The organism is Pedobacter lithocola (genome assembly GCF_042650845.1).
Lineage (GTDB): Bacteria > Bacteroidota > Bacteroidia > Sphingobacteriales > Sphingobacteriaceae > Pedobacter > Pedobacter lithocola.
The window spans coordinates 95350-122140 of the sequence record NZ_JBHSBW010000009.1; the positions used below are offsets into that span (position 1 = coordinate 95350).

Here is a 26791-nt window from a genome sequence, read left to right on the forward strand (position 1 = left end):
TTGAGGACGAGATTAAGGTCGAGGCTAGGGTTGAGAATTGTAAATCATGACTTAATAATGGCGATACAAACCACCTAACAAACTAACCAACTAAATACCAATGAAAAAAATCCTTATTGCCAATCGCGGAGAAATTGCCTTGCGTATTATGCGTTCGGCGAAGGAAATGGGCATTAAAACTGTTGCGGTATATTCTGAAGCTGATCGTGATGCATTACACGTTCGCTATGCTGATGAAGCAGTTTGTATTGGTCCGCCGCCTTCTAATCAAAGTTATTTATTAGGCGAAAAAATTATCGATGCTTGTAAAAAAACAGGTGCCGAAGCCATTCATCCCGGTTACGGTTTTTTATCTGAAAATGCCGGTTTTGCCACAATGGTAGCCAATGCAGGGTTAATTTTAATTGGTCCATCGCCAGAAGCTATGGAAACAATGGGCAATAAATTATCCGCAAAAGCAGCGGCATTAAAATACAATATTCCCATGGTTCCAGGTACTGAGCAAGCCATTCAAGATGTAAATGAAGCGAAGCAACGAGCTGTTGAAGTAGGTTTTCCTATTTTGATTAAAGCAGCAGCAGGCGGTGGTGGAAAAGGAATGCGTATTGTAGAAAGGGTTGAAGATTTTGAAGAACAAATGCAACTTGCTGTTAGTGAGGCAACATCTGCTTTTGGTGATGGAGCTGTTTTTATTGAGCGGTATGTAACTTCTCCTCGCCATATAGAAATACAGGTTTTGGGCGATACACACGGCAACATTATTCACCTTTTCGAACGCGAATGTTCAGTGCAACGCCGCCATCAAAAGGTAGTTGAAGAGGCACCATCAGCTGTGCTAACAGAAGAAATTAGGCAACAGATGGGTAAATGCGCTGTAGATGTAGCCCGTTCTGTAAATTACACCGGAGCTGGTACTGTAGAATTTATTTTAGACGAAAACCTGGATTTTTTCTTTTTAGAAATGAATACTCGCTTGCAAGTAGAGCATCCGGTAACAGAATTAATTACAGGCATTGATTTAGTAAAAGAGCAAATTAAAATTGCATCTGGCGAAAAGCTAAGTTTTACTCAAGAAGATTTGAAAATTAGCGGTCACGCTGTAGAATTACGCGTGTATGCCGAAGACCCAAACAATAATTTTTTACCTGATATTGGAACTTTGCAAACCTATAAAACCCCTAAAGGAAATGGTGTGAGGGTTGATGATGGCTTTGAGCAGGGGATGGAAATACCAATATATTACGACCCAATGATTGCAAAACTTATCACATTTGGTAAAGATAGAGCTGAGGCAATTGAGCGAATGATTAGAGCAATTGAAGAATATGAGATTACCGGGATAGAAACTACATTGGCTTTTGGTAAATTTGTAATGAAGCATGAAGCTTTTAGAACTGGCAATTTTGATACGCATTTCGTAAACAAATATTTCAACGCCGGCAGTTTAAAAGTTGAGGATGAGACGGAAGCTACCATTGCCGGGATTATTGCCTCAAATTTATTTAATAAAAAAATTGAGGTTTCAGCAGCGAAAGAAAGCTCTAAAATTTCTTCTGATTGGAGAAAAAATAGATTACAATATTAGACTAGTAAAAAAATGTTTACCGGAATTATAGAAACGCTTGGCGAAGTTACAGCCATCCATACAGAACAAACAAATGTTCATTACACTATATCATCTTCAATTAGTAATGATTTAAAAATAGATCAAAGTGTGGCACATAATGGCGTATGCTTAACTGTAGTTTCGCTAAACGATGGTACACATACTGTTACCGCTATTGATGAAACCCTAAGGAAAACAAGTTTAGGCAGTCTTAAAGTTGGTAGCAAAATAAACCTCGAACGTTGTATGCAAATGAATGCTCGCTTAGATGGTCACATTGTTCAGGGTCATGTAGATCAAACCGCAGTTTGCATAAAACGAGAAGAACTTGATGGAAGTTGGGAGTATAGATTTAAGTACGACTCATCTTTAGGAAACGTTACGGTAGAAAAAGGCTCGGCTTGCGTTAATGGAATAAGTTTAACTGTAGTGAATTCTGTTGAAGATGAATTTTCTGTGTTTATTATCCCATATACTTTTGAACATACAAATCTTCAAGAGGTTCAGGTTGGCGACAAAGTTAATTTAGAATTCGATATCATTGGCAAATATGTTGCCCGACTTATGGGAAAAAACATTTCTTTATAGCTGCATAAAATATTTCTTCGAGCATTCAAATTTAGCATGTATAGTAAGGATGAAGCCGCACATTTACGGCAACAGTTTTGGATAAGTTTCGGTCAGTATATGAAACCGGTACCATCGGTAACCGGTTATCCGGTAAATTGGATTAATTACAAAACCGGCGTAAAAAACATCTACTTTAAAATGGATGTGACAAATAAAAGTGCAATAATTTCCATTCAACTTGCCCATCAAGATGCTGGCATCAGGAGTTTAATTTTCAATCAGTTTGAAGAATTTAAGTTAATGTTTACCAATACCATGAATGAACCGTGGGATTGGATCGAAAACACAACCGATGAATATGGAAAAACAATCAGCTTAATCTCTACGTCGCTCGATGGTGTAAACATCTACAACCAACAGCATTGGCCACAATTAATTTCTTTTTTTAAACCTCGTTTAATTCTTCTAGATGAATTCTGGGATAATGTAAAGCCAGTGTTCGAAGATTTAATCTAAAGCTTTAAGTTCTTCCATTCTGATTTTAACATATTTAATTTCATCCTTATCTTTTATGGGATTTGGCTTACTTTTCAAGTATAAATTATAGTATTTATTAGCTTGCTTTATTTGTTTATATTTCAAATCGTAGAGAAGTGCAAGTCTGTAATAAATGTTTGGTTCTGCTTTAAATTCTAATCCCTTTTGGTAAGCTGAGTTAGCCAAAGCAAGCTTATCGCTTTCTTCATAAACCAATCCCAGTAAGGCATAATAACTAGAGGTATTGGTAGAAATTCCTTCTTCTATTGTTCTTTTTCTGTAGGCCACTGCAGCGGGATAGTTTTTTAATGCCCTATAACTTAATGAAGTGTAATAAAGCGTGGCTTCATTTTGCATGGCCATTGTTTCTAAAAGCTTAAACTTCACAATGGCTTTATCATAATTTTTAGTGAAATAATAAGCCTTAGCAACATCTTTAATTACTAAAGCATCTTGATTTACCTGTAAAATCTTTTCTCCTGATAAAATTACTTCATCATACTTCTTTAAAAAATTTGCAATTGGAAGTATTGCCTTTTTTAAAATAATGTTGCCAGAATCGGCATCAATTGCAATATTTAGAATTTTGTATGCTATCGCATATTTCTGTAAGCCAGCATAAACATCAGCCAAATCATATGCAACATCAGCTTCTGTAGGGTTAAGTTTATTCGCTTTAATTAAATAAACCGATCTCAGCGAATCTTTAGTCGTTAATATATCTGCAAGTAATTTATAAACCGTAAAGTTGTTGCTGTCTATCTTAACAATTTCACCATAATATAACTTAGCCTTATCAGCATTTCCTCTTCTCCAGTTTATACTTGCCAAACTAAATAAAGTTGGTAGGTTATTTGGTTGTTGGATGTTTACTTTAGCATAATATTTTTCTGCTTCAGCAGTATTGCCACTCATTAAGTAGCAATAACCTATCTGGCTTAGTGTTTTTGCATCAGAAACATCCTCACCATAAATACTTTTTAAATAGTTAGCTGCTTCTGCGTATTTTTGGTTTTGATAAAAATCAAATAATTTCTCTTTATCTAATGATGATTTTCCCTGAGCGAATAAACTTGGAGAAATGAATATAAAAAACAGTAACAAAAGGAAGTTTTTCATAGGAATTAATTTTAAACTAATATATTAGTTATTGTTATTAATTCCAAAGTTGATTTAAAATTTTTCAAACAAAAACAAAATTGACTTGTTACGGGTTATTACTAAAACAATTAATAATTAAAATAAGAAGCTATGAATACTTTAGAAAAGTTTGAGTTAATGGAGAAGATAGTGCGTGAATTAGAAGATTTACAAAATTCTCAACAAGCACTTATTCAGAAAATTGGCAAAATTGAGGTTGATAATATCGAATTAGGTGATAAACGTTTAGAAAATGATTTACCTGATATGCACCAAAGAGTTGCTGATAACTTAGATACAATAACATCAATACTTCAATATTTTGCTGATAAAACAGAAAACTTTGGAGATAAAAATAATGTTGATGCTTTAAAAGAGCAACAAGCAATTAATGATGCAACTAGCTAATTCATAAGTATCAAATCATCTCTATTGTTATGAAATCCATCTCTCTTTTTTTCGCCTGCATGTTTGTAGGCTTTTGTGCAAGTGCACAAATTTTGCCTACGTTCCAACTTGGGGTAAAGGCTGGTGCTAACTTTTCTAAGTTTGATACCGAAAATACCTTTAGTAGTGATAACAGAACCGGTTTTTATGGTGGCCTATGGGCTAGAGTAGGTGGAGCAGGTATATTTTTTCAACCAGAACTTTACATTTCTGGAAAAAAAACAAACTTGATTAGTGATGTAAATGGTCAGGTGAATGAAGTAAAGTTTACAAGTTTAGATGTACCCTTGTTAATTGGTACCAAATTTGGAGCAGCAGGTGTAGGCTTAAGGATAAATACCGGACCAATGTTTTCTTTAATATTAGATAATAAGCAAAGCTTAGGACAGGCTACTGGAAATGTTTTTAGTGGTAATTTTAAAGACCAAGCTATTGCATGGCAATTTGGTGCTGGTGTAGATATTAAGAAATTAAGTATCGATGCCAGATATGAATTGGGCTTATCTAAATTAAATAAAGACGGTTATCCACCAACAAAACTTAATTTATTTACCATTGGTTTAGGTTATCGTATTTTCTAATCCATTCGATAAAAAAAAGAGGCAAGAATATTAAGTTCTTACCTCTTTTTTTTGAGATTTACTGCTCTTCATCCTCTTTTTCTTCGCTAAATTCTTCATTTAACAAAGTCCCTTCTCCATCAGCGTATTCGATTTCATCGTCAGCATATTCACTATCATCCTCATCTTCTTTATCTTTCGGATCTGGTTCGTGTGCATTAAGACTATCCAATTTATCTTCAATAGCTGTTGTTTCCTGTTCTTCAGTAAAATTATAATCTTGATTTTCCATGGTAGATGATTTAAGTTTCTAAGTAAACATCTGTAAATCACAATCGGTTTTATGTTTATAATTTTAGTTTAATTCCGGCATTAAAAGTTCTGCCTTCGGTGTGCGTCCAAATATCATCAAAGGTTGGGTTATTATGCGAGCCATTAACAACGCTTTTGTATTTACTCTGCCTTGTATCTGTAAAGTTTTCTGCGTTTATAAAAATGGAAATTTTGCCAAATACTTTTTCGGCCATGAAGCCAAATTCCCAGTATGATGGTGTTTGAAAATTATTGTATAAGTATTGTCTGTCCGTAAAATAACCTTCTAACCCGAGTTTAAAATTTCTTTCTTTTTCGTATAATAAAGCAAGATTTAACCTGTTTTTAGGTAATAACCGAATGTCTTGAATAACAGGTAGGTAATCGGCTTTTGCATTGGTAAAGGTGTATCCGGCAAATAGTTTAAAGTATTCTTTAAAGATAATTTTTGCATTACTTTCAAATCCCAAACTATTTACTGGAAGTGACGTGTTTGTAAAGAAAAAGTTAGCATTTGCATCTTGCAACAGAATTGTTGAATTGCTTATCCTGGTATAAAAAAACATTTGATTTAAGCTTATCAACCAATCTTCGCCAATATTCGTTTTAAAATTTACGTCTGCGGTTCCCCCATAACTTTTTTCTGATTCTACACCATTTAGTGGTAATAAATTTTGGTATTGAAAGGTTTCAGTTTGTTCGGTAAAAAGGGTAGGTGTTTTATAACCGAGGCCGCCACCAATTCTCGAACTCCACTTATCGCTAAATTTGTACAATGCAGAAATTCGGGGTAAAATGAAAAAGTCGGTGTTTTTATATAGGCTGTTAAAATAATTAACCAAATCTGTTCTAATGCCGCTTTCTAGTTTTAGTTTTTCTGTTGCATCCCAAGTATGTTGAAAATATAAGCCTGCAGTTTTAGTTTTAAAGCTTTTAGATAATGATGTTTGTTTTTCTTCTTTAAAATTATCATAAACCAAGTTAGCGCCAAATATTAAACTTTGGTTTTTTATGTTTTTTAAATAGCTAATATCGGTGTAAGCATTGTAATTATTGCCTTCAAACGTATAATTTGGAATGCTAATATTTCTTTTGAAGTAATTAAAACTCGTTTTTACGCGAAACAAATCTCTTTCTGCCAATTTTAAGCTGTAATCCAAAGTAGAGGTATTTCTGACGGTTTTATTGTTTTCAAAATACGTATGCTCTGCTGATTTGCCATCGTTTATCAAGAAAATATCGCCACCCGTTCTATCACTTCTTGTAAAAGAATTACCAATAATTATAGTGGTGCTTTCATTTGGGTAAAGGAAAAGTTTGGGGTGAATGGTAAAATCTTTGGATTTTGGCAGTTCAGTAAAATCATCTTTATCTACATCATAAGGCTTTTGAAAGTTTGCCAATGCAAGTAAACTGTAACCTACTTTCTTACTTCTGCTCATAGCAAAACCTCCAATATTGGTTTGCCCTACGTTAGATTGATTTACGATAAAATTATAATCTGCTTTTTCTCGTGGTGTTCTTGAAATAAAGTTTACAACACCAGCAATTGCACCCGCACCATAAAGTGTAGATGCCGGTCCTTTAATAATTTCAACCTGACTTAAATCCAGCGGTGGAATTTCGAGAATGCTCAAACCGTTTGCAAAGTTGCCAAAACTGGCGTATCCATCTTTTAGCAGCTGTGTATATCTGCCATCTAAACCTTGTATTCTGATGCTTGCATTGCCGCTGGTGGCCGATGTTTGCTGAACAGAAATTCCTGTACTTTCATGTAAAATCATAGAAACATTTGCAGGCCGCATATTGCTTTTTTCATCAATTTCTTCCAGCTCTATGGTTTCTACACGTGTTGGCGTATTTTGAATTGTTCTACTTGTTCTGGTTGATGAAATGATAACTTCTTCAAGTTCATCTTCAGATGGTGTTAAAAATATTTCCAAAGCCAACTGTTGAATTACAGGAAATGTAATGCTTAAAGTTTTTTCGTTGTATCCAATGTGATTAATCCTAATAGTTTGTTTTCCATCAGGTATATTAGATAGTGTTGCTAAACCAGCTTCATTTGAAATTGTTGTTACAGAAGAACCGATTACGCTTATTGTTGCTCCCTGTAATGCTGATTTGTTTTCTCCTGATTTGATTATAATTTTAAAACTGTTTTGTGCATAACTAGTTGATGCGCATAGAAATACACATAAAATTAAAAGTAATTTTTGCATTTAAATTTATTTGAAAATGAATTATTAGAAACTGCTTAGGCAGTTTTTTTTATGAATTATCCGAGAACATTCATTTTCATTTTAGGCGGTTGCCAAATAGTATTTAAGTAATCAGAAGCAAATGAACTAATATACTCGGGAGAGTTTAGATCCATTCGTTCTTGCTTAACAATATTTATCTTAGAAGATTTTAGACTAAATGCTAAAGGTTGTCCGCAACAATTGCAAGTGCAAAGTGGAGAACAATTATCTGCAATGGCGTGGTTTTTATTTTGTTCTATTGAAATAGAATCCTGTAGTTTATCTGCGCCAACAAAATCTGTAAAGTCTTCACACGATATGCAAGACAGTACAAGTAGGCAGATATTTAAAAAACAGGTAAAAATTTTCATTGGTGATGCAAATGTACAAACTATCAATTAGATTTTTTTAAAGGAATAATCTTGTTAAATTTTACAAATGTCTTATTCCCAGCAGTTGTTTCTTTGATTGCGATTAAGCTAAACAAAAGTTAGTCCTCTGTGTTCCTTAACTAAATGAAATAACCAAATAATGCAGATAACATTAAATAACAACCACATTTTGGAAAAATCACCATCATCTTTCTGGTTGTCTGCAAATCAAATTTGTGTAGCAAAGCTAAAATCTAAAGATAAAGAAACCTTTAAAGCATTTTATAAGTATTATGCGCCTGCAGTTTGCGGGTCTATTTTGCGCATTCTAAATGATAAAAATAAATGTGACGTTGTATTAGAAAAAACTTTTGCCCAGGCTTGGGATACCATATCTACATTTGATGAAGGCAAATGTAAAATGTTTACCTGGCTCAATAGAATTGCTATAAAATTAGCCTCCAACGTTTAGCAATAAATTCTTCAGAGATGCTCTTAATCTGGAATTAAATTATTGCTCATAACAATTCTAAACCATAACCCAACTCTTTTCTTTAACTTTGCGATAGAAATAAGCACACAGCTTGTTTAATTAACTCCTACCGCATTGGCTCAAAAAGAAAACACTCGTTCAGAAAAAAGCGAGTTACATCCACGCAACAAACATCGTTCGCGTTACAATTTTAAACAACTTATCGGTTCATCAAAAGAATTAAAGCGTTTCGTTTTTAAGAATGATCATGATGATGATTCTATCGATTTTGCAGATCAAAATGCTGTAAAGGCTTTGAATAAAGCTTTGTTAAAGCATTTCTATAACATTCCTCAGTGGGATATTCCGAAAGATTATCTTTGTCCGCCGATACCTGGAAGAGCTGATTACATTCATTACGTAGCTGATTTATTAGGTTCAAGCAATAAAGGGAAATTACCAAAAGGAAATACCATTAAAGTGTTGGATATTGGTGTAGGTGCGAACTGTATTTATCCAATTATTGGTCACCAAGAATATGGTTGGAATTTTGTAGGTTCAGAAATAGATCCACTTTCTGTTGAATCGGCAAAGCGTATTATCGATGCAAACAAACCTTTGCAAGATGCTGTTGAAATTCGTTTACAGCCATCAAAAATGGGTATTTTTAGGGGTGTTGTTGGTGCTAAAGAACGATTTGATTTAACAATTTGTAATCCACCTTTTCATGCATCTTTAAAAGAAGCCGAACAGGGTACACGACAGAAATGGCGTAACTTAGGCGGTACAGAAAAGGAAGTAAAACATGTTTTAAACTTTGGTGGTAACAAAGCCGAACTTTGGTGCCCGGGTGGTGAACGTGCCTTTGTAGAACAAATGATTATTCAAAGTGCACAAATTGCCAATCAATGTTTGTGGTTTACATCATTAGTATCTAAAAGCGCAAACTTAAAAAGCATTTATAGTGCTTTAATTAAAGCCAAAGCTTTCGAAGTTACAACGGTTCAAATGTCTCAAGGTCAAAAAGTTAGTCGTTTTGTAGCTTGGACATTTCACGATGAAGCTGCCCAAGCTGAATGGGCTAAAGGCTGGAAGGTAGAACCAAAAGTAAAAACTGAAGATAAAAATATTTAAATTATCAACTTTAAATCAAAGCCAGATTAACATTCAAAGTTAATCTGGCTTTTTTTATGCGTCTTGATGCATTTATTATATTGAAAGCTCCAAAGTTAACTTGTTTTAACATCGAAAATGTATCCAGCCAAAGCGGTTACCACCATTGCAACTGTTCCCCAAAAGCAAATCCTAATTATTCCTTTTGTCATATTCGAACCACCTGCTTTTGCTGCAATAGCACCTGATAATGCAAGAAAAATAATGGCAAAACCATATTGGTAAAATACCATAGTTTTAATTGGTGCAAATAGTGCAACCGAAAATGGTAATATTCCGCCAGTAACGAATGAAGCACCAGAAGCTAAAGCAGCCTGAAGTGGTTTTGGCTGTGTATGCTCATTTATTCCTAGTTCATCTCTCGCGTGTGCTTCCAAAGCATCTTTTGCTGTTAGTTGTATGGCCACCTTCAAAGCCAGATCTTCGTCCAAACCTTGTGCAACATAAATTTTTGCAAGCTCTTTAAGTTCTATTTCGGGCATGGTTTCCAATTCTACCCGCTCTCTTTCTAAATCTGCAGTTTCAATATCTGCTTGCGAGCTAACCGAAACATATTCTCCGGCGGCCATAGATAATGCACCAGCAACTAAACCAGCTAAAGCTGCCAAAACTATGGGGCTCCGAGTATCGCTTGCTGCAGCAATGCCGATAACCAAACTTGTAGTAGAAATTATCCCATCGTTTGCACCAAGTACAGCAGCCCTTAGCCAACCTGTTCGGTTTGTGTAGTGTTTTTCTAACTCCATTTAGTTTGATATTGTAACTATTTCAAAATTAAAGATATAATGCATTATTAAATGATGTATTACTAATACAGAAAGATTCTAATTTTCTATTCAAGTTTTTGATGAAATATTGTAATTCAAAGCGAATGCTCATAAAAGGCATATAGCTTTACTTCAATTTGCTGTGAAGACATTTAGGTTGATGAAGCTTTAAGTAGTAGTTTGTTTTGACAGCGCTTGGTGGGTGAAGGAATAAATAATCCAAAAATTCACTAAAATAATGCCTTAAATAATCTATTTTTTAGCTTGATTTTCCACTCAATAATATTAGCTTTGCACAAAAAAATATTGATACATGAGCGTTTTAGTAAATAAAGATTCTAAGGTTATCGTTCAGGGTTTTACCGGAAACGAAGGAACTTACCATGCTGAGCAGATGCTTGCATACGGTACAAACGTAGTTGGTGGTGTAACTCCTGGCAAAGGTGGGCAATTACATTTAGATAAGCCTGTTTTTAATACTGTTAAAGATGCTGTTGATAAAACAGGAGCAAATGTATCTATCATTTTCGTACCGCCAGCTTTTGCTGCTGATGCAATTATGGAAGCTGCTGAAGGTGGTATAAAAGTTATTGTATGTATTACTGAAGGTATCCCTACAAAGGATATGATTCAGGTTAAAGAATATATTTCTGACCGTGATGTTACCCTGATTGGCCCTAACTGCCCAGGTGTTATCACTGCTGATGAAGCTAAGATTGGTATTATGCCAGGTTTTATCTTCAAAAAAGGTCATGTAGGCGTAGTTTCAAAATCAGGAACTTTAACTTACGAAGCAGTTGACCAGGTTGTTAAAGCTGGTTTAGGCATTACAACGGCTATCGGAATTGGTGGCGACCCAATTATTGGTACACCAACTGTGGAAGCAGTTAAATTATTAATGAACGACCCTGATACTCACGGTATCATTATGATTGGTGAAATAGGTGGTGGAATGGAAGCTGAGGCTGCTCATTGGATTAAAGAACACGGAACTAAACCTGTTGTAGGTTTCATCGCTGGTCAAACTGCTCCTCCGGGACGTAGAATGGGTCACGCTGGTGCAATTGTTGGTGGTGCTGATGATACCGCAGCTGCTAAAATGAAAATCATGCGTGAGTGTGGTATTCGTGTAGTAGAAAGTCCTGCTGAAATTGGTGCTGCAATGGCAGAAGAATTAGCAAAATAGAATTTCTCTTTTTTAGATAAACGAAAGCGTTTCGAATATTTCGAAACGCTTTTTTTTTGCTTTTTTTGCCACAATATTTTTTGGTTACCCCGGAAATATGGGAAGCACGAAAATGAATGAAGTAGAAATTCTATCGCTTAGTAAAAATTCTGGTTGATATCATTTAGTACAAAACAACCTTAGTTATACAAATCAAACAAATTTAAATATTAAAGCAGCGATTGAATTTTGGTAAGACAACTTAAGAAATTAACTGTGTTTACTTCTAGATAGTTTTTCGTGTAATTTTGTTTCCACTTAATTTGAAAGCATGTTCATATTAGCTCAATAAATTCTGTCCTTCTTTGGCAAAGCTATATCCTTTTATCATCCGTTTGTAAACACTCTTACAAACCTTTAAACCCACAAACCAAATTAAAATCTATAGCGTATATTGATTTATGAAAACGATGTTAAATAAACTATTTTTGATTTCGGCGGTTGTTATAGTTACTGGTTTATCTGCTTGTGCTCAAAAGCAGGATAAGAAAGAAATCAAACAATCGCAATCATCAGAAAAAATTACACCAAAGAACAAAATGAACTGGAATCCATTAACACCCGAAGAGGAAAGAGTAATTGTAAATAAAGGTACAGAATACCCTGGAACAGGTAAATATGAGTTAACAACTGATAAAGGAACTTACACTTGCAAACGATGTAATGCTGCTCTTTATCGGTCAGAAAGTAAGTTTGATGCGCATTGCGGATGGCCTGCTTTTGACGATGAAATCAAAGGAGCAGTAAAACGTATTCCTGATGCAGATGGATCTCGTACAGAAATTGTTTGTTCTAATTGCGGAGCGCATTTAGGTCACGTATTTTTAGGCGAAGGATTCACAAATAAAGACACACGTCATTGCGTAAATTCAATTTCTATGAATTTCGTGCCTGACAAAAAATAAGGTGAGTAAGGATGGGTTAGGTAGAGGCGTACGGCGTAAGTTGTACGCCTTTTTTGTTGCTTGATATTCATTAAGTTTCCATCAGAAATGTAGTCATTTTACTCTTCTAATTTGATGCTTTTACTAAGCCAATTTTGGGCTTCAGATTTACGACTTTTCCACAATTTACTGATTATAAACTAAATGCTTATATTTGCAGGCTCAATAAATAATTTTTAGCCTATGAAGTATGTTCTGTTATTAAGTTTTTGTTTCTTGTTTTTACAAGTTAAAGCACAGAATTCTGACGCATCAAATGAACCCCATACTGTAAAAAAATCAGTTCTAGCAACATACTACCACAGAAAATTCGAAGGTCGCCGAACTAGCAGCGGAGCCAAATACAGAGCCAAAAAACTAACAGCAGCACATCGCACTTTACCATTCGGTACCATGATTACGGTAACCAATCCCGATAACGGAAAATCAGTTAAAGTTAAGGTAAATGATAGAGGTCCATTCTCAAGAAAACTAGCCATCGATTTATCAGAAAGTGCTGCTAAAGAGATAGGTATCTATAGTAAAGGCGTTGCTAAAGTAAAGCTGAGCTACACCTTAGAGTAATACTTCTTTTAGCTCTGTTTCATAGTTATTATACCCCTCGAATTTAAGTTATTAACACTCATCTTGGTTTCGTAAACGCTTAAAAAGAAATGATTAGCTTTTTTTTCGCTCTAAAATGAGATTTAGCTGATGCATTTATCCACCAAAAACATAACAGTGTTAACAACTTTGGTGCTCAAAAAGTACCACTCGTCTATATATTTGTTTAACAAAGTTCTTTAACTTTCTTCGCTTTAAAACAAATACAAAAGCTTAATTTTTAGGAGTTTACAATAGCATTACTCTAATGCTGATGAAATTTTTCTTAACTAAAAACTAAGTTGTTTATGAGGCGATGGGGTTAGCACTTTCACTACAGCGTTTTGATAAAAACAATACAATCATCATACAAAATTGATGGATGCGTGGTTTCGTCGGCTCTGTGCAAAATGAAGATTAAAAAAAATCAGCGTATGGAACAGGAATTATTGCTACAAGAAAATAAAGACAGATTTGTGCTTTTGCCGATAAAATATCCGGCAATTTGGGAAATGTATAAAAAAACCGAAGCTAGTTTTTGGACAGCTGAGGAAATTGACCTTTCTGACGACCAAAAGCACTGGGATAATTTAAATGATGGTGAAAGACATTTTATCTCTCATATCCTTGCTTTCTTTTCTGCTAGTGATGGTATTGTTAACGAAAACCTTGCGGTAAACTTCATGAGTGAAGTACAGTTACCTGAGGCTCGTTGTTTCTACGGTTTCCAAATTATGATGGAAAACATCCACGCTGAAACTTATGCGCTTTTAATTGATACTTATATTAAAGATCCGGAAGAGAAAGACCGTTTATTCCATGCCATTGATACTGTTCCTGCAGTAAAAAGGAAAGCAGAATGGGCTTTACGCTGGATTGAAAATGGAACCTTTGCAGAACGTTTAGTTGCTTTTGCTGCGGTTGAAGGTATTTTCTTTAGTGGAAGTTTTTGCTCTATTTTCTGGTTAAAGAAACGTGGCTTAATGCCAGGATTAACTTTCAGTAATGAGTTAATCTCTAGAGATGAAGGTTCTCATTGCGAATTTGCATGTTTATTGTACAGCATGCTGAGCAATAAATTAAGTGAAGAGCAAGTTCACGGAATCATCAGTGATGCAGTTGAAATTGAAAAAGAATTTATTACAGATGCTTTGCCAGTTGCTTTAATCGGTATGAATGCAAAATTAATGAGTCAGTACATCGAATTTGTAGCCGATAGATGGTTGCAGGAATTGGGCTACAAAAAAATCTACAATGCAACCAATCCATTCGATTTTATGGAAATGATTTCATTGCAGGGAAAAACTAACTTTTTCGAGAAACGTGTTGGAGATTATCAAAAAAGTGGTGTGTTAACATCTGCAGATAATAACAAACAGGCGTTTTCTTTAGATGAAGACTTTTAAATAAAGGAATTTTGAATTTAGAAATGATAGTACGAGTGAATGCTCATGCCATCATCACAAAATAAATAAAATATTACGAGCTAGTTTGAACGGTTGAAAGGAATTCAATTATTCAAACTTACTCATTCACTCATTAACAAATTAAATCTCATAGATTATGTTCGTACTAAAAAGAGATGGCCGCAAAGAAGCGGTGCAATTTGACAAAATCACAGCTCGTATTCAAAAGTTGTGTTATGGCTTAAATGCAGACCTTGTAGATCCAATCGATGTTGCCAAAAAGGTAATCGAAGGTTTGTATGATGGTGTAACTACCTCAGAATTGGATAACCTTGCGGCAGAAACTGCAGCGTCGTTAACCACAAAACACCCTGATTATGCTTTGTTGGCATCGCGTATCGCGGTTTCTAACTTGCATAAAAACACCATCAAGTCATTCTCGGGTACGATGAAAATGTTGTACGAATATTTCGACCCGAAAGCGCAGAAAGCGGCACCGCTTATCGCTGATGATGTTTATGATATTATTGAAAAAAACAAGGATATTTTAGATAGTTCTATCATTTACGACCGCGATTTTGGTTTTGATTATTTTGGCTTCAAAACATTGGAAAAATCATATCTACTGAAAGTTAATGGTCAGATTGTAGAGCGTCCTCAGCATTTATTCATGCGTGTTTCTGTTGGTATACATAAAGAAGATATCGATAGCGCAATTAAAACGTATAACTTAATGAGCGAGCGTTGGTTTACACACGCTACGCCAACATTGTTTAATGCTGCTACACCAAAACCTCAAATGTCTTCTTGTTTCTTGTTAACAATGCAAGATGATAGCATCGAAGGAATTTATGATACATTAAAGCAAACTGCTAAGATCTCTCAAAGTGCTGGTGGTATTGGATTAAGCATTCACAACATTCGTGCAACTGGTTCGTATATCGGTGGTACAAATGGTACAAGTAACGGTATTATTCCAATGTTACGCGTATTTAATGATACTGCTCGTTACGTTGACCAAGGCGGAGGTAAACGTAAAGGTGCTTTCGCAATTTATTTAGAGCCTTGGCATGCTGATGTTTTCGAATTTTTAGATTTGCGTAAAAACCATGGTAAAGAAGAAATGCGTGCCCGTGATTTATTCTATGCCCTTTGGATAAACGATTTGTTTATGCAACGTGTGAAAGATAATGGCGAATGGACTTTATTCTGCCCGCATGAGGCACCAGGTTTAGCTGATTGTTTTGGTGCTGAGTTCGAAGCTTTATACACTAAATACGAAGCTGAAGGTCGCGGTAGAAAAACCATTAAAGCACAAGAATTGTGGTTTGCTATTTTAGATTCGCAAATTGAAACCGGTACACCATATATGTTGTTTAAAGATGCAGCGAACAGCAAATCTAATCAACAAAATTTGGGTACTATTAAGAGTTCTAACTTGTGTACCGAGATCATTGAATATACTTCTAAAGATGAAGTTGCTGTTTGTAATTTAGCATCATTGGCATTACCTCGCTTTGTAATTAACGGTCAATTCGACCACCAAAAACTATACGATGTAACATATCAGGCTACTTTAAACCTGAATAAAATTATTGACCATAACTATTATCCGGTTATTGAGGCAGAGAATTCAAACATGCGCCACCGTCCGGTTGGGTTGGGTGTGCAAGGATTAGCTGATGCATTTATTTTATTGCGTTTACCTTTCGAAAGCGATGAGGCAAAACGTTTAAATAAAGATATTTTCGAAACAATTTATTTCGCATCGATGACGGCCTCAAATGATTTGGCTGTGCAAAATGGTCCTTATCAAACATTTAAAGGTTCTCCTCTATCAAAAGGTAAATTCCAGTTTGATTTATGGAATGTAACACCAGACAGCGGACGTTGGGATTGGGATGCGTTGCGTAAGAAAGTTGTTAAAGATGGCGTGTACAATTCACTTTTAGTTGCACCGATGCCAACTGCATCTACTTCTCAAATTTTAGGTAACAACGAATGTTTCGAGCCATATACTTCAAATATTTATACACGCCGTGTATTAAGTGGCGAATTTGTAGTGGTTAATAAACATTTACTGAAAGATTTAGTATCGTTGGGCTTATGGAACAATGATATGAAAAACCAAATCATATTGGCCAATGGATCTGTTCAAGGTATTGATGCCATTCCAGATTATATTAAGGAATTATACAAAACGGTTTGGGAAATTAAGATGCGTAACATCATCGATATGGCTGCAGACCGTGGTGCTTACATTTGCCAATCGCAATCGTTAAACTTGTTTATCAATGCACCGAATACTTCAAAATTAACTTCAATGCACTTTTATGCATGGGAGAAAGGTTTGAAAACTGGTATGTATTACCTACGTACTCAGGCAGCATCTCAAGCAGTTAAATTTACAGTAGAAAACCAAGGTGGTAAAGCAATTGAGGCTGTAATCCCTGCAACTATTCCGCAAGACCAAGTTGCAGAAGAAATTGTAGATGGACCAGTTTGTTCGATGGAAGAAGGTTGTATTAGCTGTTCAGGGTAAGTTAGTTCAATAGTTTATTAGCGCATTAGTCATTGGTTCATTTCTATCATACTTCACACATCAGTGAACTAATGACCATTGAAACGATGAACATTCTAAAGCAATAAAATACGTAAGGTTTTGAGCAAAAGCTCAAAACCTTATTTTTTGTCATTACTTTTGCTTTCAGTCTAATAGTTCATTTGTAATTGGTTCATTAATTCGTGCGCCAAACACCAATGAACGAATGACCAGTAAACCAATGGACCACCTTTTAAAACATAGCAAGCACGAAATCATTCCCTGCGAAAGATGCGGAACAGCTATAGAATGCAAAGCAAATTCTTATACCAAATGCCAATGCAGCGTGGTGCAACTTAGCATCAATGAAGTACAATACATATCTGAATTGTATGATGGTTGCTTGTGTGCAAAATGTCTTTTTGAATTGCAGCAAGAATATAGAGAGGATATTGGGGTGTAATAATAAACCGTTGGCTGAAGCCAAACGGCAATGAAATTCTATAGGGCGACTTGTTATTTTTTCATTGCAGGCTGCTTTAGCTGCCTGTGTAGATAATGATTATTGTATATTGGCTTTAGTCAATTTGTAATCTTGCAACCTTAAATAGCAGCAAAAATTTCCCAAATAAACGGGATAGAAGTGGCAGCCTACGATTTTTCATCGGAGCTAAAACGGATAGCCCGACTATCAATAATCAAAGCTACTGTCATTGATTTCCAAATCAATATTAAGCAGTACTATAAAAGATGCAGTACAGAATGCCGCTATCATAGCTTCCTAAATCACAACTTAAACAATCTCTCTTCCTTTCTAGCCTCAACCTTTTTACATAACTTTGCAACCTAGTTTAGAATGACAGAATTTAGAATGATGGAGTGCTTTGTAAATTCTCTCACTTCATCATTCTCTTATCCAATAATTTTAAGAAATGAAGAAAGTTAAAGTTGGCTTGGTGCAGATGAGCTGTACAAAAGATAAGCAGGAAAATTTAGATAAAGCGATTGCGAAAGTAAGAGAGGCGGCGGCAAAAGGTGCACAAATTGTGTGTTTGCAGGAGCTTTTTACTTCTTTGTATTTCTGCGATGTGGAAGATTACGATAATTTTGATTTAGCAGAAGCAATTCCTGGTCCATCTACTTATGCTTTGCAAGTAGTTGCAAAAGAATTGGGTGTGGTGATTATTGCCTCGTTATTTGAGAAACGTGCTGAAGGATTATATCATAACACTACAGCTGTGCTAGATGCAGATGGTTCGTATTTGGGTAAATATCGTAAAATGCACATCCCTGATGACCCAGCTTTTTATGAGAAATTTTACTTCACACCAGGTGATTTGGGTTATAAGGTTTTTGAAACGAAGTTTGCTAAAATTGGTATATTAATTTGTTGGGATCAATGGTATCCGGAAGCATCTCGTATTACAGCATTGATGGGAGCGGATATCATGTTTTATCCAACGGCAATTGGCTGGGCAACCGACCAGGATGAAGAAACAAATCAAGACCAATATAATGCTTGGCAGACTATTCAGCGTTCGCATTCAGTTGCAAATGGCGTTCCTGTGGTAAGTGTAAATCGGGTTGGTTTTGAACAAGATGGTGCAATGAAATTTTGGGGCGGAAGTTTTGCAACAAATGCACAAGGGAAATTGCTTTATCTGGCATCTCACGATAATGAAGAAACAGAAGTGGTTGAATTGGATTTAAACCAAAGCGACTTTATGCGGAAACATTGGCCATTTTTGAGAGATAGAAGAATAGATTCTTACCAACCAATTACGAAAAGATATATTGATGGTGACTAGTTATTAGTCTGAAAGTCCGAAGACCGGAGTTCGAAGTTTTAGTGCCTTTGGCAAAAAGTTCAAAATTAGTATATTCATAATTAAGTGAATTAACCTCTGATTAAATGGCTTTCAAATTTGAAAAACTTAAAGTCTGGCAAAAAGCTTTAGACCTGGCAGATGAGATTGATAAAATGACTAAAACCTTTCCAAAGGAAGAAGTTTATGTTTTGACATCTCAAGTTAAACGTGCTGCTGATTCCATCTCGATGAATATTGCAGAAGGAAGTACAGGGCAAAGTAACCTAGAGTTTAAGAAATTTCTACGCTACTCACTAAGGTCGGATGTTGAAGTTGTTAATTGTCTACATTTGGCAAAAAGACGTGGTTATATATTACTGATGACATTTTTATGAAACATTATCAATCGTGCGAAGAAATCCTAATAATGATATCTGCTTTAATAAAATCTTTAGATTAACCTCCACTAAATAAAACAAAATACTTCCGACGTAATTCTAAAACTTAATATCTTCCGACTTCGGACCTCCGACCTCGGACTTATTCTAAAACTTAATATCTTCCGACTTCGGACCTCCGACCTCGGACTTTTTAAAAAAACATATGTCAAATTTCCCTCCAAGAAAAGAACTAAATCTCAATCAATTCGATTATTCTCCGAAGCAGCAAGGCTATTCTTTCCCGGCTGAGTGGGCAAAACATGAGGCTACCTGGCTAAGTTGGCCACATAAAGAGGCGAGTTGGCCTGATAAAATTGAAACTATTTACGAGCCTTATTGCCAGTTTATTAAAATTGTTGCTGAAGGTGAGAAGGTACGCATTAATGTAAAAGACGAAGAAATGAAAGCTTTTGCAGTATCTGAATTAACAAAAGTTCATGCAGATTTAAGCCAGATTGAATTTTATTTCAACGAAACGAATGATGCCTGGTGCCGAGACCATGGTCCTGCTTTCTTGCTAAAAGGAAATGAAAAGGCTGTGGTAGATTGGGGTTACAATGCCTGGGGTGGCAAATATCCTCCTTTTGATTTGGATGATGTAGTACCTACAAAAATTGCAAAGCATTTTAATTTACCCTTATTCTCACCTGATATTGTGATGGAAGGTGGTTCGGTAGAATTTAATGGCGCTGGAACAATTTTAACTACAACAGCTTGTTTGTTGAATGAGAATCGTAATCCAAATTTAAATAAAGAGCAGATTGAAAAATACTTGATGGAGTATTACGGGCAGGAGCAGGTTTTGTGGTTAGGTGACGGAATAGTGGGTGATGATACGGATGGCCACATCGACGACATTACACGATTTGTGAATGAAGATACCGTTTTAACGGTGGTAGAAAGTAATCCTTTAGATGAAAACTACATTTTGTTACAGGAAAATTTGGCAACTTTAAAATCAATGAAATTGAAGGATGGCCGACCGTTAAAGATTATTGAATTGCCAATGCCATCACCAGTAATTCATGAAGATACACGTTTGCCGGCATCTTATGCGAATTTTTACATTGCAAATTCTGCCGTAATTGTACCGATTTTTGATGATGTAAATGACCAAAAGGCTTTAGATATTATTCAAGGTTGTTTCCCGGATAGAAAGGTAGTGGGAATTAATTCTGTAGATATTATTTGGGGGTTAGGAAGTTTTCATTGCTTGAGCCAGCAAGAACCAGCGGTTTAATTAGCAATTGTCGGTTGCCTGTTTTTACTTCAGATTTGAGCTAGAAACATTACCATTAACAATTCAACAATATATCATAAGAGTTTTTAACTTTACAACAGTTTAAATTTTTATTCATTATATAAAAGTCCTCTTTAGGGGATTTAGGGGTTATGAAATTACTAGAAGGAAAAACAGCATTAATTACTGGCGCATCGAAAGGTATTGGTCGTAAAATAGCTGAAAAATTTGCAGAGCAAGGCGCTAATGTAGCGTTCACATATTTATCATCTGTAGAAAAGGGCGAGGCTTTAGAGCAAGAATTACAGAGTTTCGGCACCAAAATTAAAGGCTACCGTTCTGATGCATCAAAATTTGCAGAGGCAGAGCAATTAATAAATGATGTAGTTGCAGAATTTGGAACGATTGATATTGTAGTGAATAATGCTGGAATTACAAAAGATGGTTTGTTGATGCGCATGAGCGAAGAAAATTGGGATGATGTAATTAACATCAACCTAAAATCTATTTTTAACATAACTAAAGCAGCTTCGAAAGTTATGATGAAAGCTCGTAAAGGTGTTTTTATTAACATGAGTTCAGTGGTTGGTGTTACAGGTAATGCAGGACAAGCAAACTACGCAGCATCAAAAGCTGGTATTATAGGTTTCACAAAATCAGTTGCTAAAGAGTTGGGTTCGAGAAATATTCGTGCTAACGTTGTTGCTCCAGGGTTTATTCGTACCGAAATGACAGAAGTTTTAGATCCTGCAGTCGTTGCTGGATGGGAGAAAGATATTCCACTTAAACGTGCCGGTGAAACAGAAGATATTGCAAATGTCTGTGTATTCCTTGCTTCAGATATGAGCGCTTATATAACAGGACAAATGCTTTCTGTTTGTGGAGGAATGCTGTAATATTAAGATTTAAAGCTAAAAGACCAAAGATAAAAGCTTAAAACCTACTAGCAACAAAAACGCTAGCGGGTTTTCTATTTTACAACATACTTTCCTTTTACCTCCCGAATATCAGCTAAGTTTTTATTCTTCTCAAAAGCTAAATATCCAGGTTGTAAGGTTTTCCAAAAGCTTATTTGTGCCGGAAACTGAGTGGAGTATTTCTTCATTTTTGCATCCGTCATTTTGAATGGATAAATGTTAACCGGAATTTTTGCCTGACCAGAATTCTTGGCTTCGACTGCTAAAACGTAAACTTCCTTTATTTTATCATCTGTTAATGGGATGCATCCTACAGTTACGCAATTCCCGTGAATGTAAATCTCGCCACCAGGTTCTCTATGTTTTCCAGTTCTTGCTAAATCAATTGAATTTGGATAGTTTATACCTAAGGATAAATGAAAACTACTCATGGGATTAAAAACATTAATGTGGTAAAATCCTTCTGGTGTCTGTTTATCACCTTCAATAACTTTTGGTCCTAAAGTGCCAGAATGCGCACAGAAATCGTAAGTTCTAAATAATGAATAGTGTTTATCTCCTTTACTTTTCATCCAAATTTCCAATTTTCCTTCCGCTTTGTAAGCATTTAATACTATGGAGAAGTCTTTACTGTAGCCATCTGTTTTTATAACTCTTTGTAGATACTCCCATTTTTCCTGGTAAGCATTTGCTACCCTTTCGAATTTAATTTGAGATGCTTTGAAATTGGTTTGGGCATTAAGCATAAGACCTATAAATAGCAGAAACGATAAACAGATTAATTTCATGAAATTGGTTTGGTTAAATCTAAATAAATTAACGATTTAACCGTAAAGGTCGAGAAGATTTTCTAAACAATATGTCGCATAGGTCACTAAGCTGGATTTATAAAAAGGAACCTTTATTTATATGTCCACAAACTAAAAACTTAACTTGCCTTTGCATAATTTCTTCGTGTTCTTTGCGGTTAAAAATCTTGAAAATTTCCTCAAAATTATCATCTTTATAAAATATGGATACTTTTTTTGCCGGTACTTCTATTTTATATTTTCTAGGTTGCCTTACATTGGGTGTTTTATATTCGTGGTTACTCTATCGTGGCAGCAAGAACCTTGATAAAAAATTACGATATGGATTAACTGCAATCAGAATCATTGCTGTTACAACAATAGCTTGGCTTTTATTCGCCCCGCTAATTAAGACCTTAAATTATACATTAGATAAGCCGGTAATCATAATTGGGCAAGATAATTCCTTATCCGTAGGGCAAATAAAATCTACCAGTTTCAACCAGAAATTATATAAGCAAAATTTAAAGGCATTACAAGATAAACTCTCAAATAAATATGAGGTAAAAACCTACAATTTCGGCGATTCGGTATCTGATGGATTTGATTTCAAAAATCAAGGAAAACTAACAGATGCCTCCGCGTTTTTTCAGAAAATAAAAGACGAATATACCAATAGAAATGTTGGGGCAATTGTTCTGGCTACTGATGGTATTTTTAATCACGGCGGAAATCCATTGTATGGGATAAATCAAATAAATGCACCAGTTTATACAGTTGCTTTGGGCGATAGCATACCAAAACGCGATGTTTTAATCTCGAATGTAAATTATAATAACATTGTTTATTTAGATGATGATTTTAATATTGAAGTTCAAGTTCAAGCCTTTCAAAGTGATAATGGAAATACAACGCTAACTGTTAATCAGAATGGGGCAAAAGCTGCGCAACAAAGCATTGCCATTAATAGCAATTCATTTGTTAAAACCATTCCTGTAAAATTACATGCAAGCAAAATCGGTGTCCAAAAATATACGGTACAATTGGCTACACTCCCGAACGAAATCACAACAAAAAATAATACGGAAACATTTTATGTAGAAGTAATTGATGGTAGACAGAAGGTTTTGCTTGCCGGAGTTTCGCCTCACCCAGATTTGGGTGTGCTTAAAGAGGCGATTTCGCTAAACAAACATTATGAGGCAAAACTTGCTCTTGCGGATGATTTAAACTCGACTGACCCATCAAAATACGATTTAATTGTGCTTTACCAATTGCCCGATGCGCAGAATATTTCATCGGCATTTTTGCAAAAGGTACTCACATCCAAGAAATCGATTTGGTATATTTTAGGTGCTCAGAGTGGTGTAAATGCCTTTAATCAAGTTCAAAATCAGGTTAACTTAGGTTCTGCAAATGGTTCCATTCAAGAAGTTTATCCAGATTTCGCCAATGGATTTACGATTTTCAATTTATCAGAAGAAGATAAAAAAACCTTTTCTACTTTCGACCCTCTGCTTGCTCCATTTGGCAGATTAACAGTTAATGCCAGTGCTACACCAGTTTTTAATCAGCGTATTGGCAAAGTTAGTACGCAGCAACCACTTTTATTTTTCACCAATGATAACGGCTTAAAAGCTGGGTATTTAATGGGAGAGGGTTTATGGAGGTGGAAACTTTCCGAAGCCGAAAATGAAGTGCAAGAATCGAGCTTAAATGATTTGATTTCAAAAACAGTTCAATACCTTTCTGTTAAAGATGATAAACGGCGATTTAAGGTTTTCGCTTCTAAATCTGCTTATGATGAAAATGAAACCATTCAATTTAATGCTACACTTTACAATGAAAGCTATCAGGCTGTAAACGAGCCGGAAGTGAATTTGCAAGTAAAAAATGAGGCAGGGAAATTATTCGATTATACTTTTCCCAAAACCGAAAATGCCTATCAACTTGATGCCGGAACCATGATGGCAGGAAATTACTCTTATACCGCAAACACAACTTTCGGCGGGAAAAAATTTACAGCATCAGGTAGTTTTTACATTAATGCTCTTATTGCTGAATACCAACAAACTACTGCCAATCATCAATTGTTAAATACCATTTCTAAACAAAGCAATGGTATACTTTTTATGCCTCAAGATTTATTAAAAATTGCTGATGAAATTTTGAAAAATGAAAACATTAAAACCATCAGTTATGAAGACCGTAAATATGATGAACTGATTAACATTAAATGGCTGTTTGGGTTAATTATGGTTCTTCTAAGTGTAGAATGGTTTTTGAGGAAACGAAATGGGGAACTATAGGGGAGGCAAAATGGATAATGTAAGAGTGAAAAGATGGAAGATGAAGGTTGATGTGAGATGGATTATCTAACCTCAATCCTGCTTTATCCTAAAATCCTGTTCCAAAATCATGTACTAATCCTCAGTTAGTCTTTCTTTTCTTCATGAATAATCACAAAAACATCTTCATTATCTTTTTTCATGAAGTATTTTTCTCGGGCAAACTTTTCAGCAGTATTTAGATTGGTGTTCAGTTCGTTTAAATCCTTTTTAACCTGGGCGGTTTCTTTCTCGAAGTATTCCTTTTCTTCTTGTAATTTGTTCGCTTGGCTCCGGTATTCGTATTGCGACATCATATCATTTTTATCGAAAAACAGCATCCACATGGCGAAAGCAACTGTTGCCAGAAAATATTTATTGCGGAAAAGGTCAATTAAACGTTTCATATATTGATATGAGATTTTAGATGTTAGATTTGAGCCATCCAAATCTGATAAACAAATATAGTATTAAAATAAAAACATCCGAAGATTTAAAATCTCCGGATGTTTTACAAATAAGTTTTTCAACTTGTTAACACCTTAAACCCCTGAAGGGGCTAAGTGGTAATTCCTTAAGTCCCCGTTAGGGGATTTAGGGGTTTATTTCTTCGCGTATTTGAAGTTTTTACCAATGAAACGGGCGTTTTCGCCTAATTCTTCTTCAATACGTAGTAACTGATTGTATTTCGCAATTCTATCCGAGCGAGATGCCGAACCTGTTTTAATTTGTCCGCAGTTTAATGCAACAGCTAAATCAGCAATCGTAACATCCTCAGTTTCGCCAGAACGGTGACTCATAACAGAAGTATAGCCATTTGTTTGCGCCAATGAAACTGCATTAATCGTTTCTGTTAACGAACCAATTTGGTTCACTTTAACCAAAATTGAATTAGCAATTTCTTCGTCAATACCACGTTGTAAACGCGTAACATTTGTTACAAATAAATCATCACCAACCAATTGAACTTTGTCGCCAACTTTATCAGTTAAAGCTTTCCAACCTGTCCAGTCGTTTTCATCCATACCATCCTCAATAGAGATAATTGGATATTTTACAGATAAATCAGCTAAATATTGTGCTTGTTCTTCACTTGTACGAATGGCACCTTTTTCGCCTTCAAATTTTGTATAATCGTATTTACCATCTTTGTAAAACTCAGATGATGCACAATCCAATGCTAAATAAATATCAGAACCTGGTTTGTAACCAGCCTTTTCAATCGCTTTTAAAACTGTTTCAATCGCATCTTCTGTACCATCAAAAGTAGGAGCAAAACCACCTTCATCACCTACAGTTGTTGTTAAACCTCTATCATGCAAAATACCCTTTAACGTGTGAAAAACTTCAGTTCCCCAACGTAAAGCCTCAGCAAATGATGGTGCACCTACTGGCATAATCATAAATTCCTGAAAAGCAATCGGAGCATCAGAGTGAGAACCACCGTTAATGATGTTCATCATCGGAATTGGCAATGTGTTTGCATTTACACCACCAATGTAGCGGTATAATGGCTGGCCAATTTCATCAGCTGCCGCTTTTGCAGCCGCTAAAGAAACACCTAATATCGCATTAGCACCTAAATTACCTTTGTTTTCGGTAGCATCAAGGTCTAACATTAATTTATCAATTGTATTTTGTTCGAAAACATCAATACCTCTTAAAGCATCAGCAATTTTAGTATTTACATTTTCTACCGCTTTTAAAACGCCTTTACCTAAATATGTAGATTTATCTCCATCTCGTAACTCAACCGCTTCGTGTTGACCAGTAGATGCACCACTAGGTACCGCTGCACGCCCGAAAGCGCCTGCTTCTGTTACTACTTCTACTTCTAAAGTTGGGTTGCCTCTCGAATCGAGAATTTGTCTGGCATGGACATTAACAATTATACTCATTTTATTTAATTTTATTGATTTTTTAACCTGCTTAGTGTATAAAGTACAATTACTAAGCCTATCATCAAAGTTAATATATTTTTTAAATAAATAAAGCGTTTAGGCTGTTAATGTTACCCTAGTTATTCAAGTTTAATCAGCAGTTCATTTTAAATTAATATTGGTGTTTTTGTAAAAAGGTTGCAGCAATTTTTCGGTTTAATTGAGTTTGGATGAAAGAAGGTTTGTCAATTCTAAGATTGGCAAATCAAGTTTAATTATTATTCATATTGATTTTTTTGGAAAGCAGTTTCAGTAGGTCTTCGGTTAAATTGAGTTTGGATGAAAGAAAGTTTGTTAATTCTAAGATTGGCAAATCAAGTTTAATTAGTATTCATATTGATTTTTTGGAAAGCAGTTTCAGTAGTTCTTAGGTTAAAGCAGTCCCGCTTTACGTTACAACAAAAGCTGAAAAAGCTTTTGGTTTCCACTTCAAT

Annotated in this window: 26 protein-coding genes; 18 read left to right on the top strand and 8 right to left on the bottom strand. The window is 35.3% G+C overall.

Features of this window, described 5'->3' with window-relative positions:
- Positions 1–100 precede the first annotated feature (100 nt).
- Genes accC through ACFOWA_RS09250 form a run of 3 tightly spaced genes read left to right on the top strand, consistent with a single transcriptional unit; the run spans position 101 to position 2692 of the window.
- Positions 101–1585: an acetyl-CoA carboxylase biotin carboxylase subunit gene (gene accC / locus ACFOWA_RS09240; protein WP_378984354.1), complete on the top strand. Its 1485-nt coding sequence runs from the start codon at positions 101–103 to the stop codon at positions 1583–1585.
- A gap of 12 nt (positions 1586–1597) precedes the next feature.
- Positions 1598–2194: a riboflavin synthase gene (locus ACFOWA_RS09245; protein WP_378984356.1), complete on the top strand. Its 597-nt coding sequence runs from the start codon at positions 1598–1600 to the stop codon at positions 2192–2194.
- A 36-nt stretch (positions 2195–2230) separates the two neighbouring features.
- Positions 2231–2692 carry a DUF4268 domain-containing protein gene (locus ACFOWA_RS09250; protein WP_378984359.1) on the top strand — a complete coding sequence of 154 codons (462 nt, stop codon included), beginning with the start codon at positions 2231–2233 and terminating at the stop codon, positions 2690–2692.
- On the opposite strand, the gene ACFOWA_RS09255 is transcribed toward ACFOWA_RS09250, so the two are convergent.
- Complete coding sequence (locus ACFOWA_RS09255; RefSeq protein ID WP_378984362.1) at positions 2684–3832, bottom strand: tetratricopeptide repeat protein; 1149 nt, start codon at positions 3830–3832, stop codon at positions 2684–2686. The genes ACFOWA_RS09250 and ACFOWA_RS09255 overlap by 9 nt on opposite strands.
- A gap of 132 nt (positions 3833–3964) precedes the next feature.
- On the opposite strand from ACFOWA_RS09255, the gene ACFOWA_RS09260 reads away from it, so the two are divergent.
- Positions 3965–4261, top strand: coding sequence for a hypothetical protein (locus ACFOWA_RS09260; protein WP_378984364.1), 297 nt, complete (start codon positions 3965–3967; stop codon positions 4259–4261).
- Between the two features lie 29 nt (positions 4262–4290).
- Entirely contained in the window at positions 4291–4881 is a 591-nt protein-coding gene (locus tag ACFOWA_RS09265) for a porin family protein (protein ID WP_378984367.1), read from the top strand.
- Between the two features lie 58 nt (positions 4882–4939).
- Here the strand turns inward: ACFOWA_RS09265 and ACFOWA_RS09270 are convergent, their stop codons facing one another.
- Genes ACFOWA_RS09270 through ACFOWA_RS09280 form a run of 3 tightly spaced genes read right to left on the bottom strand, consistent with a single transcriptional unit; the run spans position 4940 to position 7786 of the window.
- On the bottom strand, positions 4940–5152 hold the full coding sequence (locus ACFOWA_RS09270) for a hypothetical protein (protein WP_378984370.1): 213 nt from the start codon (positions 5150–5152) through the stop codon (positions 4940–4942).
- A gap of 55 nt (positions 5153–5207) precedes the next feature.
- Positions 5208–7394 carry a TonB-dependent receptor gene (locus ACFOWA_RS09275; protein ID WP_378984371.1) on the bottom strand — a complete coding sequence of 729 codons (2187 nt, stop codon included), beginning with the start codon at positions 7392–7394 and terminating at the stop codon, positions 5208–5210.
- Between the two features lie 56 nt (positions 7395–7450).
- Positions 7451–7786 carry a hypothetical protein gene (locus ACFOWA_RS09280; RefSeq protein ID WP_378984373.1) on the bottom strand — a complete coding sequence of 112 codons (336 nt, stop codon included), beginning with the start codon at positions 7784–7786 and terminating at the stop codon, positions 7451–7453.
- Between the two features lie 160 nt (positions 7787–7946).
- Between ACFOWA_RS09280 and ACFOWA_RS09285 the strand changes: the two genes are divergently transcribed.
- Positions 7947–8258, top strand: coding sequence for a hypothetical protein (locus tag ACFOWA_RS09285; protein ID WP_378984376.1), 312 nt, complete (start codon positions 7947–7949; stop codon positions 8256–8258).
- A 135-nt stretch (positions 8259–8393) separates the two neighbouring features.
- Positions 8394–9392 (top strand): 23S rRNA (adenine(1618)-N(6))-methyltransferase RlmF, encoded by a 999-nt coding sequence (gene rlmF, locus ACFOWA_RS09290; protein WP_378984379.1) that lies wholly within the window; start codon positions 8394–8396, stop codon positions 9390–9392.
- 95 nt (positions 9393–9487) lie between these two features.
- On the opposite strand, the gene ACFOWA_RS09295 is transcribed toward rlmF, so the two are convergent.
- A complete protein-coding gene (locus ACFOWA_RS09295) occupies positions 9488–10177 on the bottom strand; it encodes a VIT1/CCC1 transporter family protein (protein ID WP_378984381.1) in 690 nt (229 codons plus the stop codon).
- Between the two features lie 334 nt (positions 10178–10511).
- Between ACFOWA_RS09295 and sucD the strand changes: the two genes are divergently transcribed.
- From sucD to fabG, 10 genes are all read left to right on the top strand, one after another.
- Positions 10512–11384, top strand: coding sequence for a succinate--CoA ligase subunit alpha (gene sucD / locus ACFOWA_RS09300; protein WP_123206699.1), 873 nt, complete (start codon positions 10512–10514; stop codon positions 11382–11384).
- 440 nt (positions 11385–11824) lie between these two features.
- On the top strand, positions 11825–12328 hold the full coding sequence (locus ACFOWA_RS09305; RefSeq protein ID WP_378984383.1) for a methionine-R-sulfoxide reductase: 504 nt from the start codon (positions 11825–11827) through the stop codon (positions 12326–12328).
- 222 nt (positions 12329–12550) lie between these two features.
- Positions 12551–12931 (top strand): septal ring lytic transglycosylase RlpA family protein, encoded by a 381-nt coding sequence (locus ACFOWA_RS09310; RefSeq protein ID WP_378984385.1) that lies wholly within the window; start codon positions 12551–12553, stop codon positions 12929–12931.
- 428 nt (positions 12932–13359) lie between these two features.
- A complete protein-coding gene (locus tag ACFOWA_RS09315; protein WP_378984388.1) occupies positions 13360–14355 on the top strand; it encodes a ribonucleoside-diphosphate reductase small subunit in 996 nt (331 codons plus the stop codon).
- Between the two features lie 157 nt (positions 14356–14512).
- A complete protein-coding gene (locus tag ACFOWA_RS09320) occupies positions 14513–16897 on the top strand; it encodes a ribonucleoside-diphosphate reductase subunit alpha (RefSeq protein WP_378984390.1) in 2385 nt (794 codons plus the stop codon).
- Positions 16898–17138: 241 nt separating this feature from the next.
- The gene (locus ACFOWA_RS09325; protein ID WP_378984392.1) at positions 17139–17360 is read left to right on the top strand and encodes a cysteine-rich CWC family protein; all 222 of its coding nucleotides are present in this window, start codon (positions 17139–17141) and stop codon (positions 17358–17360) included.
- Positions 17361–17829: 469 nt separating this feature from the next.
- A complete protein-coding gene (locus ACFOWA_RS09330; protein WP_378984395.1) occupies positions 17830–18705 on the top strand; it encodes a carbon-nitrogen hydrolase in 876 nt (291 codons plus the stop codon).
- A gap of 104 nt (positions 18706–18809) precedes the next feature.
- Entirely contained in the window at positions 18810–19100 is a 291-nt protein-coding gene (locus ACFOWA_RS09335) for a four helix bundle protein (RefSeq protein WP_378984397.1), read from the top strand.
- Between the two features lie 208 nt (positions 19101–19308).
- Entirely contained in the window at positions 19309–20385 is a 1077-nt protein-coding gene (locus tag ACFOWA_RS09340) for an agmatine deiminase family protein (protein ID WP_378984400.1), read from the top strand.
- Positions 20386–20537: 152 nt separating this feature from the next.
- On the top strand, positions 20538–21281 hold the full coding sequence (gene fabG, locus ACFOWA_RS09345) for a 3-oxoacyl-[acyl-carrier-protein] reductase (protein WP_378984402.1): 744 nt from the start codon (positions 20538–20540) through the stop codon (positions 21279–21281).
- A gap of 74 nt (positions 21282–21355) precedes the next feature.
- Here the strand turns inward: fabG and ACFOWA_RS09350 are convergent, their stop codons facing one another.
- On the bottom strand, positions 21356–22090 hold the full coding sequence (locus ACFOWA_RS09350; protein WP_378984405.1) for a L,D-transpeptidase family protein: 735 nt from the start codon (positions 22088–22090) through the stop codon (positions 21356–21358).
- A 224-nt stretch (positions 22091–22314) separates the two neighbouring features.
- On the opposite strand from ACFOWA_RS09350, the gene ACFOWA_RS09355 reads away from it, so the two are divergent.
- Positions 22315–24399 (top strand): hypothetical protein, encoded by a 2085-nt coding sequence (locus ACFOWA_RS09355; protein ID WP_378984408.1) that lies wholly within the window; start codon positions 22315–22317, stop codon positions 24397–24399.
- Positions 24400–24524: 125 nt separating this feature from the next.
- On the opposite strand, the gene ACFOWA_RS09360 is transcribed toward ACFOWA_RS09355, so the two are convergent.
- Together ACFOWA_RS09360 and eno are read right to left on the bottom strand one after the other, a co-directional pair.
- Positions 24525–24824, bottom strand: a complete 300-nt coding sequence (locus ACFOWA_RS09360; RefSeq protein WP_109931233.1) for an FtsB family cell division protein — start codon at positions 24822–24824, stop codon at positions 24525–24527.
- Positions 24825–25019: 195 nt separating this feature from the next.
- Positions 25020–26315 (bottom strand): phosphopyruvate hydratase, encoded by a 1296-nt coding sequence (eno, locus tag ACFOWA_RS09365; RefSeq protein WP_123206688.1) that lies wholly within the window; start codon positions 26313–26315, stop codon positions 25020–25022.
- Positions 26316–26791: the final 476 nt, after the last annotated feature.

Bases quoted from the DNA above. Each gene is read 5' to 3' on its own strand.
- accC (WP_378984354.1), top strand. From the start codon at position 101: ATGAAAAAAATCCTTATTGCCAATCGCGGAGAAATTGCCTTGCGTATT.
- ACFOWA_RS09245 (WP_378984356.1), top strand. From the start codon at position 1,598: ATGTTTACCGGAATTATAGAAACGCTTGGCGAAGTTACAGCCATCCAT.
- ACFOWA_RS09250 (WP_378984359.1), top strand. From the start codon at position 2,231: ATGTATAGTAAGGATGAAGCCGCACATTTACGGCAACAGTTTTGGATA.
- ACFOWA_RS09255 (WP_378984362.1), bottom strand. From the start codon at position 3,832: ATGAAAAACTTCCTTTTGTTACTGTTTTTTATATTCATTTCTCCAAGT.
- ACFOWA_RS09260 (WP_378984364.1), top strand. From the start codon at position 3,965: ATGAATACTTTAGAAAAGTTTGAGTTAATGGAGAAGATAGTGCGTGAA.
- ACFOWA_RS09265 (WP_378984367.1), top strand. From the start codon at position 4,291: ATGAAATCCATCTCTCTTTTTTTCGCCTGCATGTTTGTAGGCTTTTGT.
- ACFOWA_RS09270 (WP_378984370.1), bottom strand. From the start codon at position 5,152: ATGGAAAATCAAGATTATAATTTTACTGAAGAACAGGAAACAACAGCT.
- ACFOWA_RS09275 (WP_378984371.1), bottom strand. From the start codon at position 7,394: ATGCAAAAATTACTTTTAATTTTATGTGTATTTCTATGCGCATCAACT.
- ACFOWA_RS09280 (WP_378984373.1), bottom strand. From the start codon at position 7,786: ATGAAAATTTTTACCTGTTTTTTAAATATCTGCCTACTTGTACTGTCT.
- ACFOWA_RS09285 (WP_378984376.1), top strand. From the start codon at position 7,947: ATGCAGATAACATTAAATAACAACCACATTTTGGAAAAATCACCATCA.
- ACFOWA_RS09295 (WP_378984381.1), bottom strand. From the start codon at position 10,177: ATGGAGTTAGAAAAACACTACACAAACCGAACAGGTTGGCTAAGGGCT.
- sucD (WP_123206699.1), top strand. From the start codon at position 10,512: ATGAGCGTTTTAGTAAATAAAGATTCTAAGGTTATCGTTCAGGGTTTT.
- ACFOWA_RS09305 (WP_378984383.1), top strand. From the start codon at position 11,825: ATGAAAACGATGTTAAATAAACTATTTTTGATTTCGGCGGTTGTTATA.
- ACFOWA_RS09310 (WP_378984385.1), top strand. From the start codon at position 12,551: ATGAAGTATGTTCTGTTATTAAGTTTTTGTTTCTTGTTTTTACAAGTT.
- ACFOWA_RS09315 (WP_378984388.1), top strand. From the start codon at position 13,360: ATGAAGATTAAAAAAAATCAGCGTATGGAACAGGAATTATTGCTACAA.
- ACFOWA_RS09320 (WP_378984390.1), top strand. From the start codon at position 14,513: ATGTTCGTACTAAAAAGAGATGGCCGCAAAGAAGCGGTGCAATTTGAC.
- ACFOWA_RS09325 (WP_378984392.1), top strand. From the start codon at position 17,139: ATGGACCACCTTTTAAAACATAGCAAGCACGAAATCATTCCCTGCGAA.
- ACFOWA_RS09330 (WP_378984395.1), top strand. From the start codon at position 17,830: ATGAAGAAAGTTAAAGTTGGCTTGGTGCAGATGAGCTGTACAAAAGAT.
- ACFOWA_RS09335 (WP_378984397.1), top strand. From the start codon at position 18,810: ATGGCTTTCAAATTTGAAAAACTTAAAGTCTGGCAAAAAGCTTTAGAC.
- ACFOWA_RS09340 (WP_378984400.1), top strand. From the start codon at position 19,309: ATGTCAAATTTCCCTCCAAGAAAAGAACTAAATCTCAATCAATTCGAT.
- fabG (WP_378984402.1), top strand. From the start codon at position 20,538: ATGAAATTACTAGAAGGAAAAACAGCATTAATTACTGGCGCATCGAAA.
- ACFOWA_RS09350 (WP_378984405.1), bottom strand. From the start codon at position 22,090: ATGAAATTAATCTGTTTATCGTTTCTGCTATTTATAGGTCTTATGCTT.
- ACFOWA_RS09355 (WP_378984408.1), top strand. From the start codon at position 22,315: ATGGATACTTTTTTTGCCGGTACTTCTATTTTATATTTTCTAGGTTGC.
- ACFOWA_RS09360 (WP_109931233.1), bottom strand. From the start codon at position 24,824: ATGAAACGTTTAATTGACCTTTTCCGCAATAAATATTTTCTGGCAACA.
- eno (WP_123206688.1), bottom strand. From the start codon at position 26,315: ATGAGTATAATTGTTAATGTCCATGCCAGACAAATTCTCGATTCGAGA.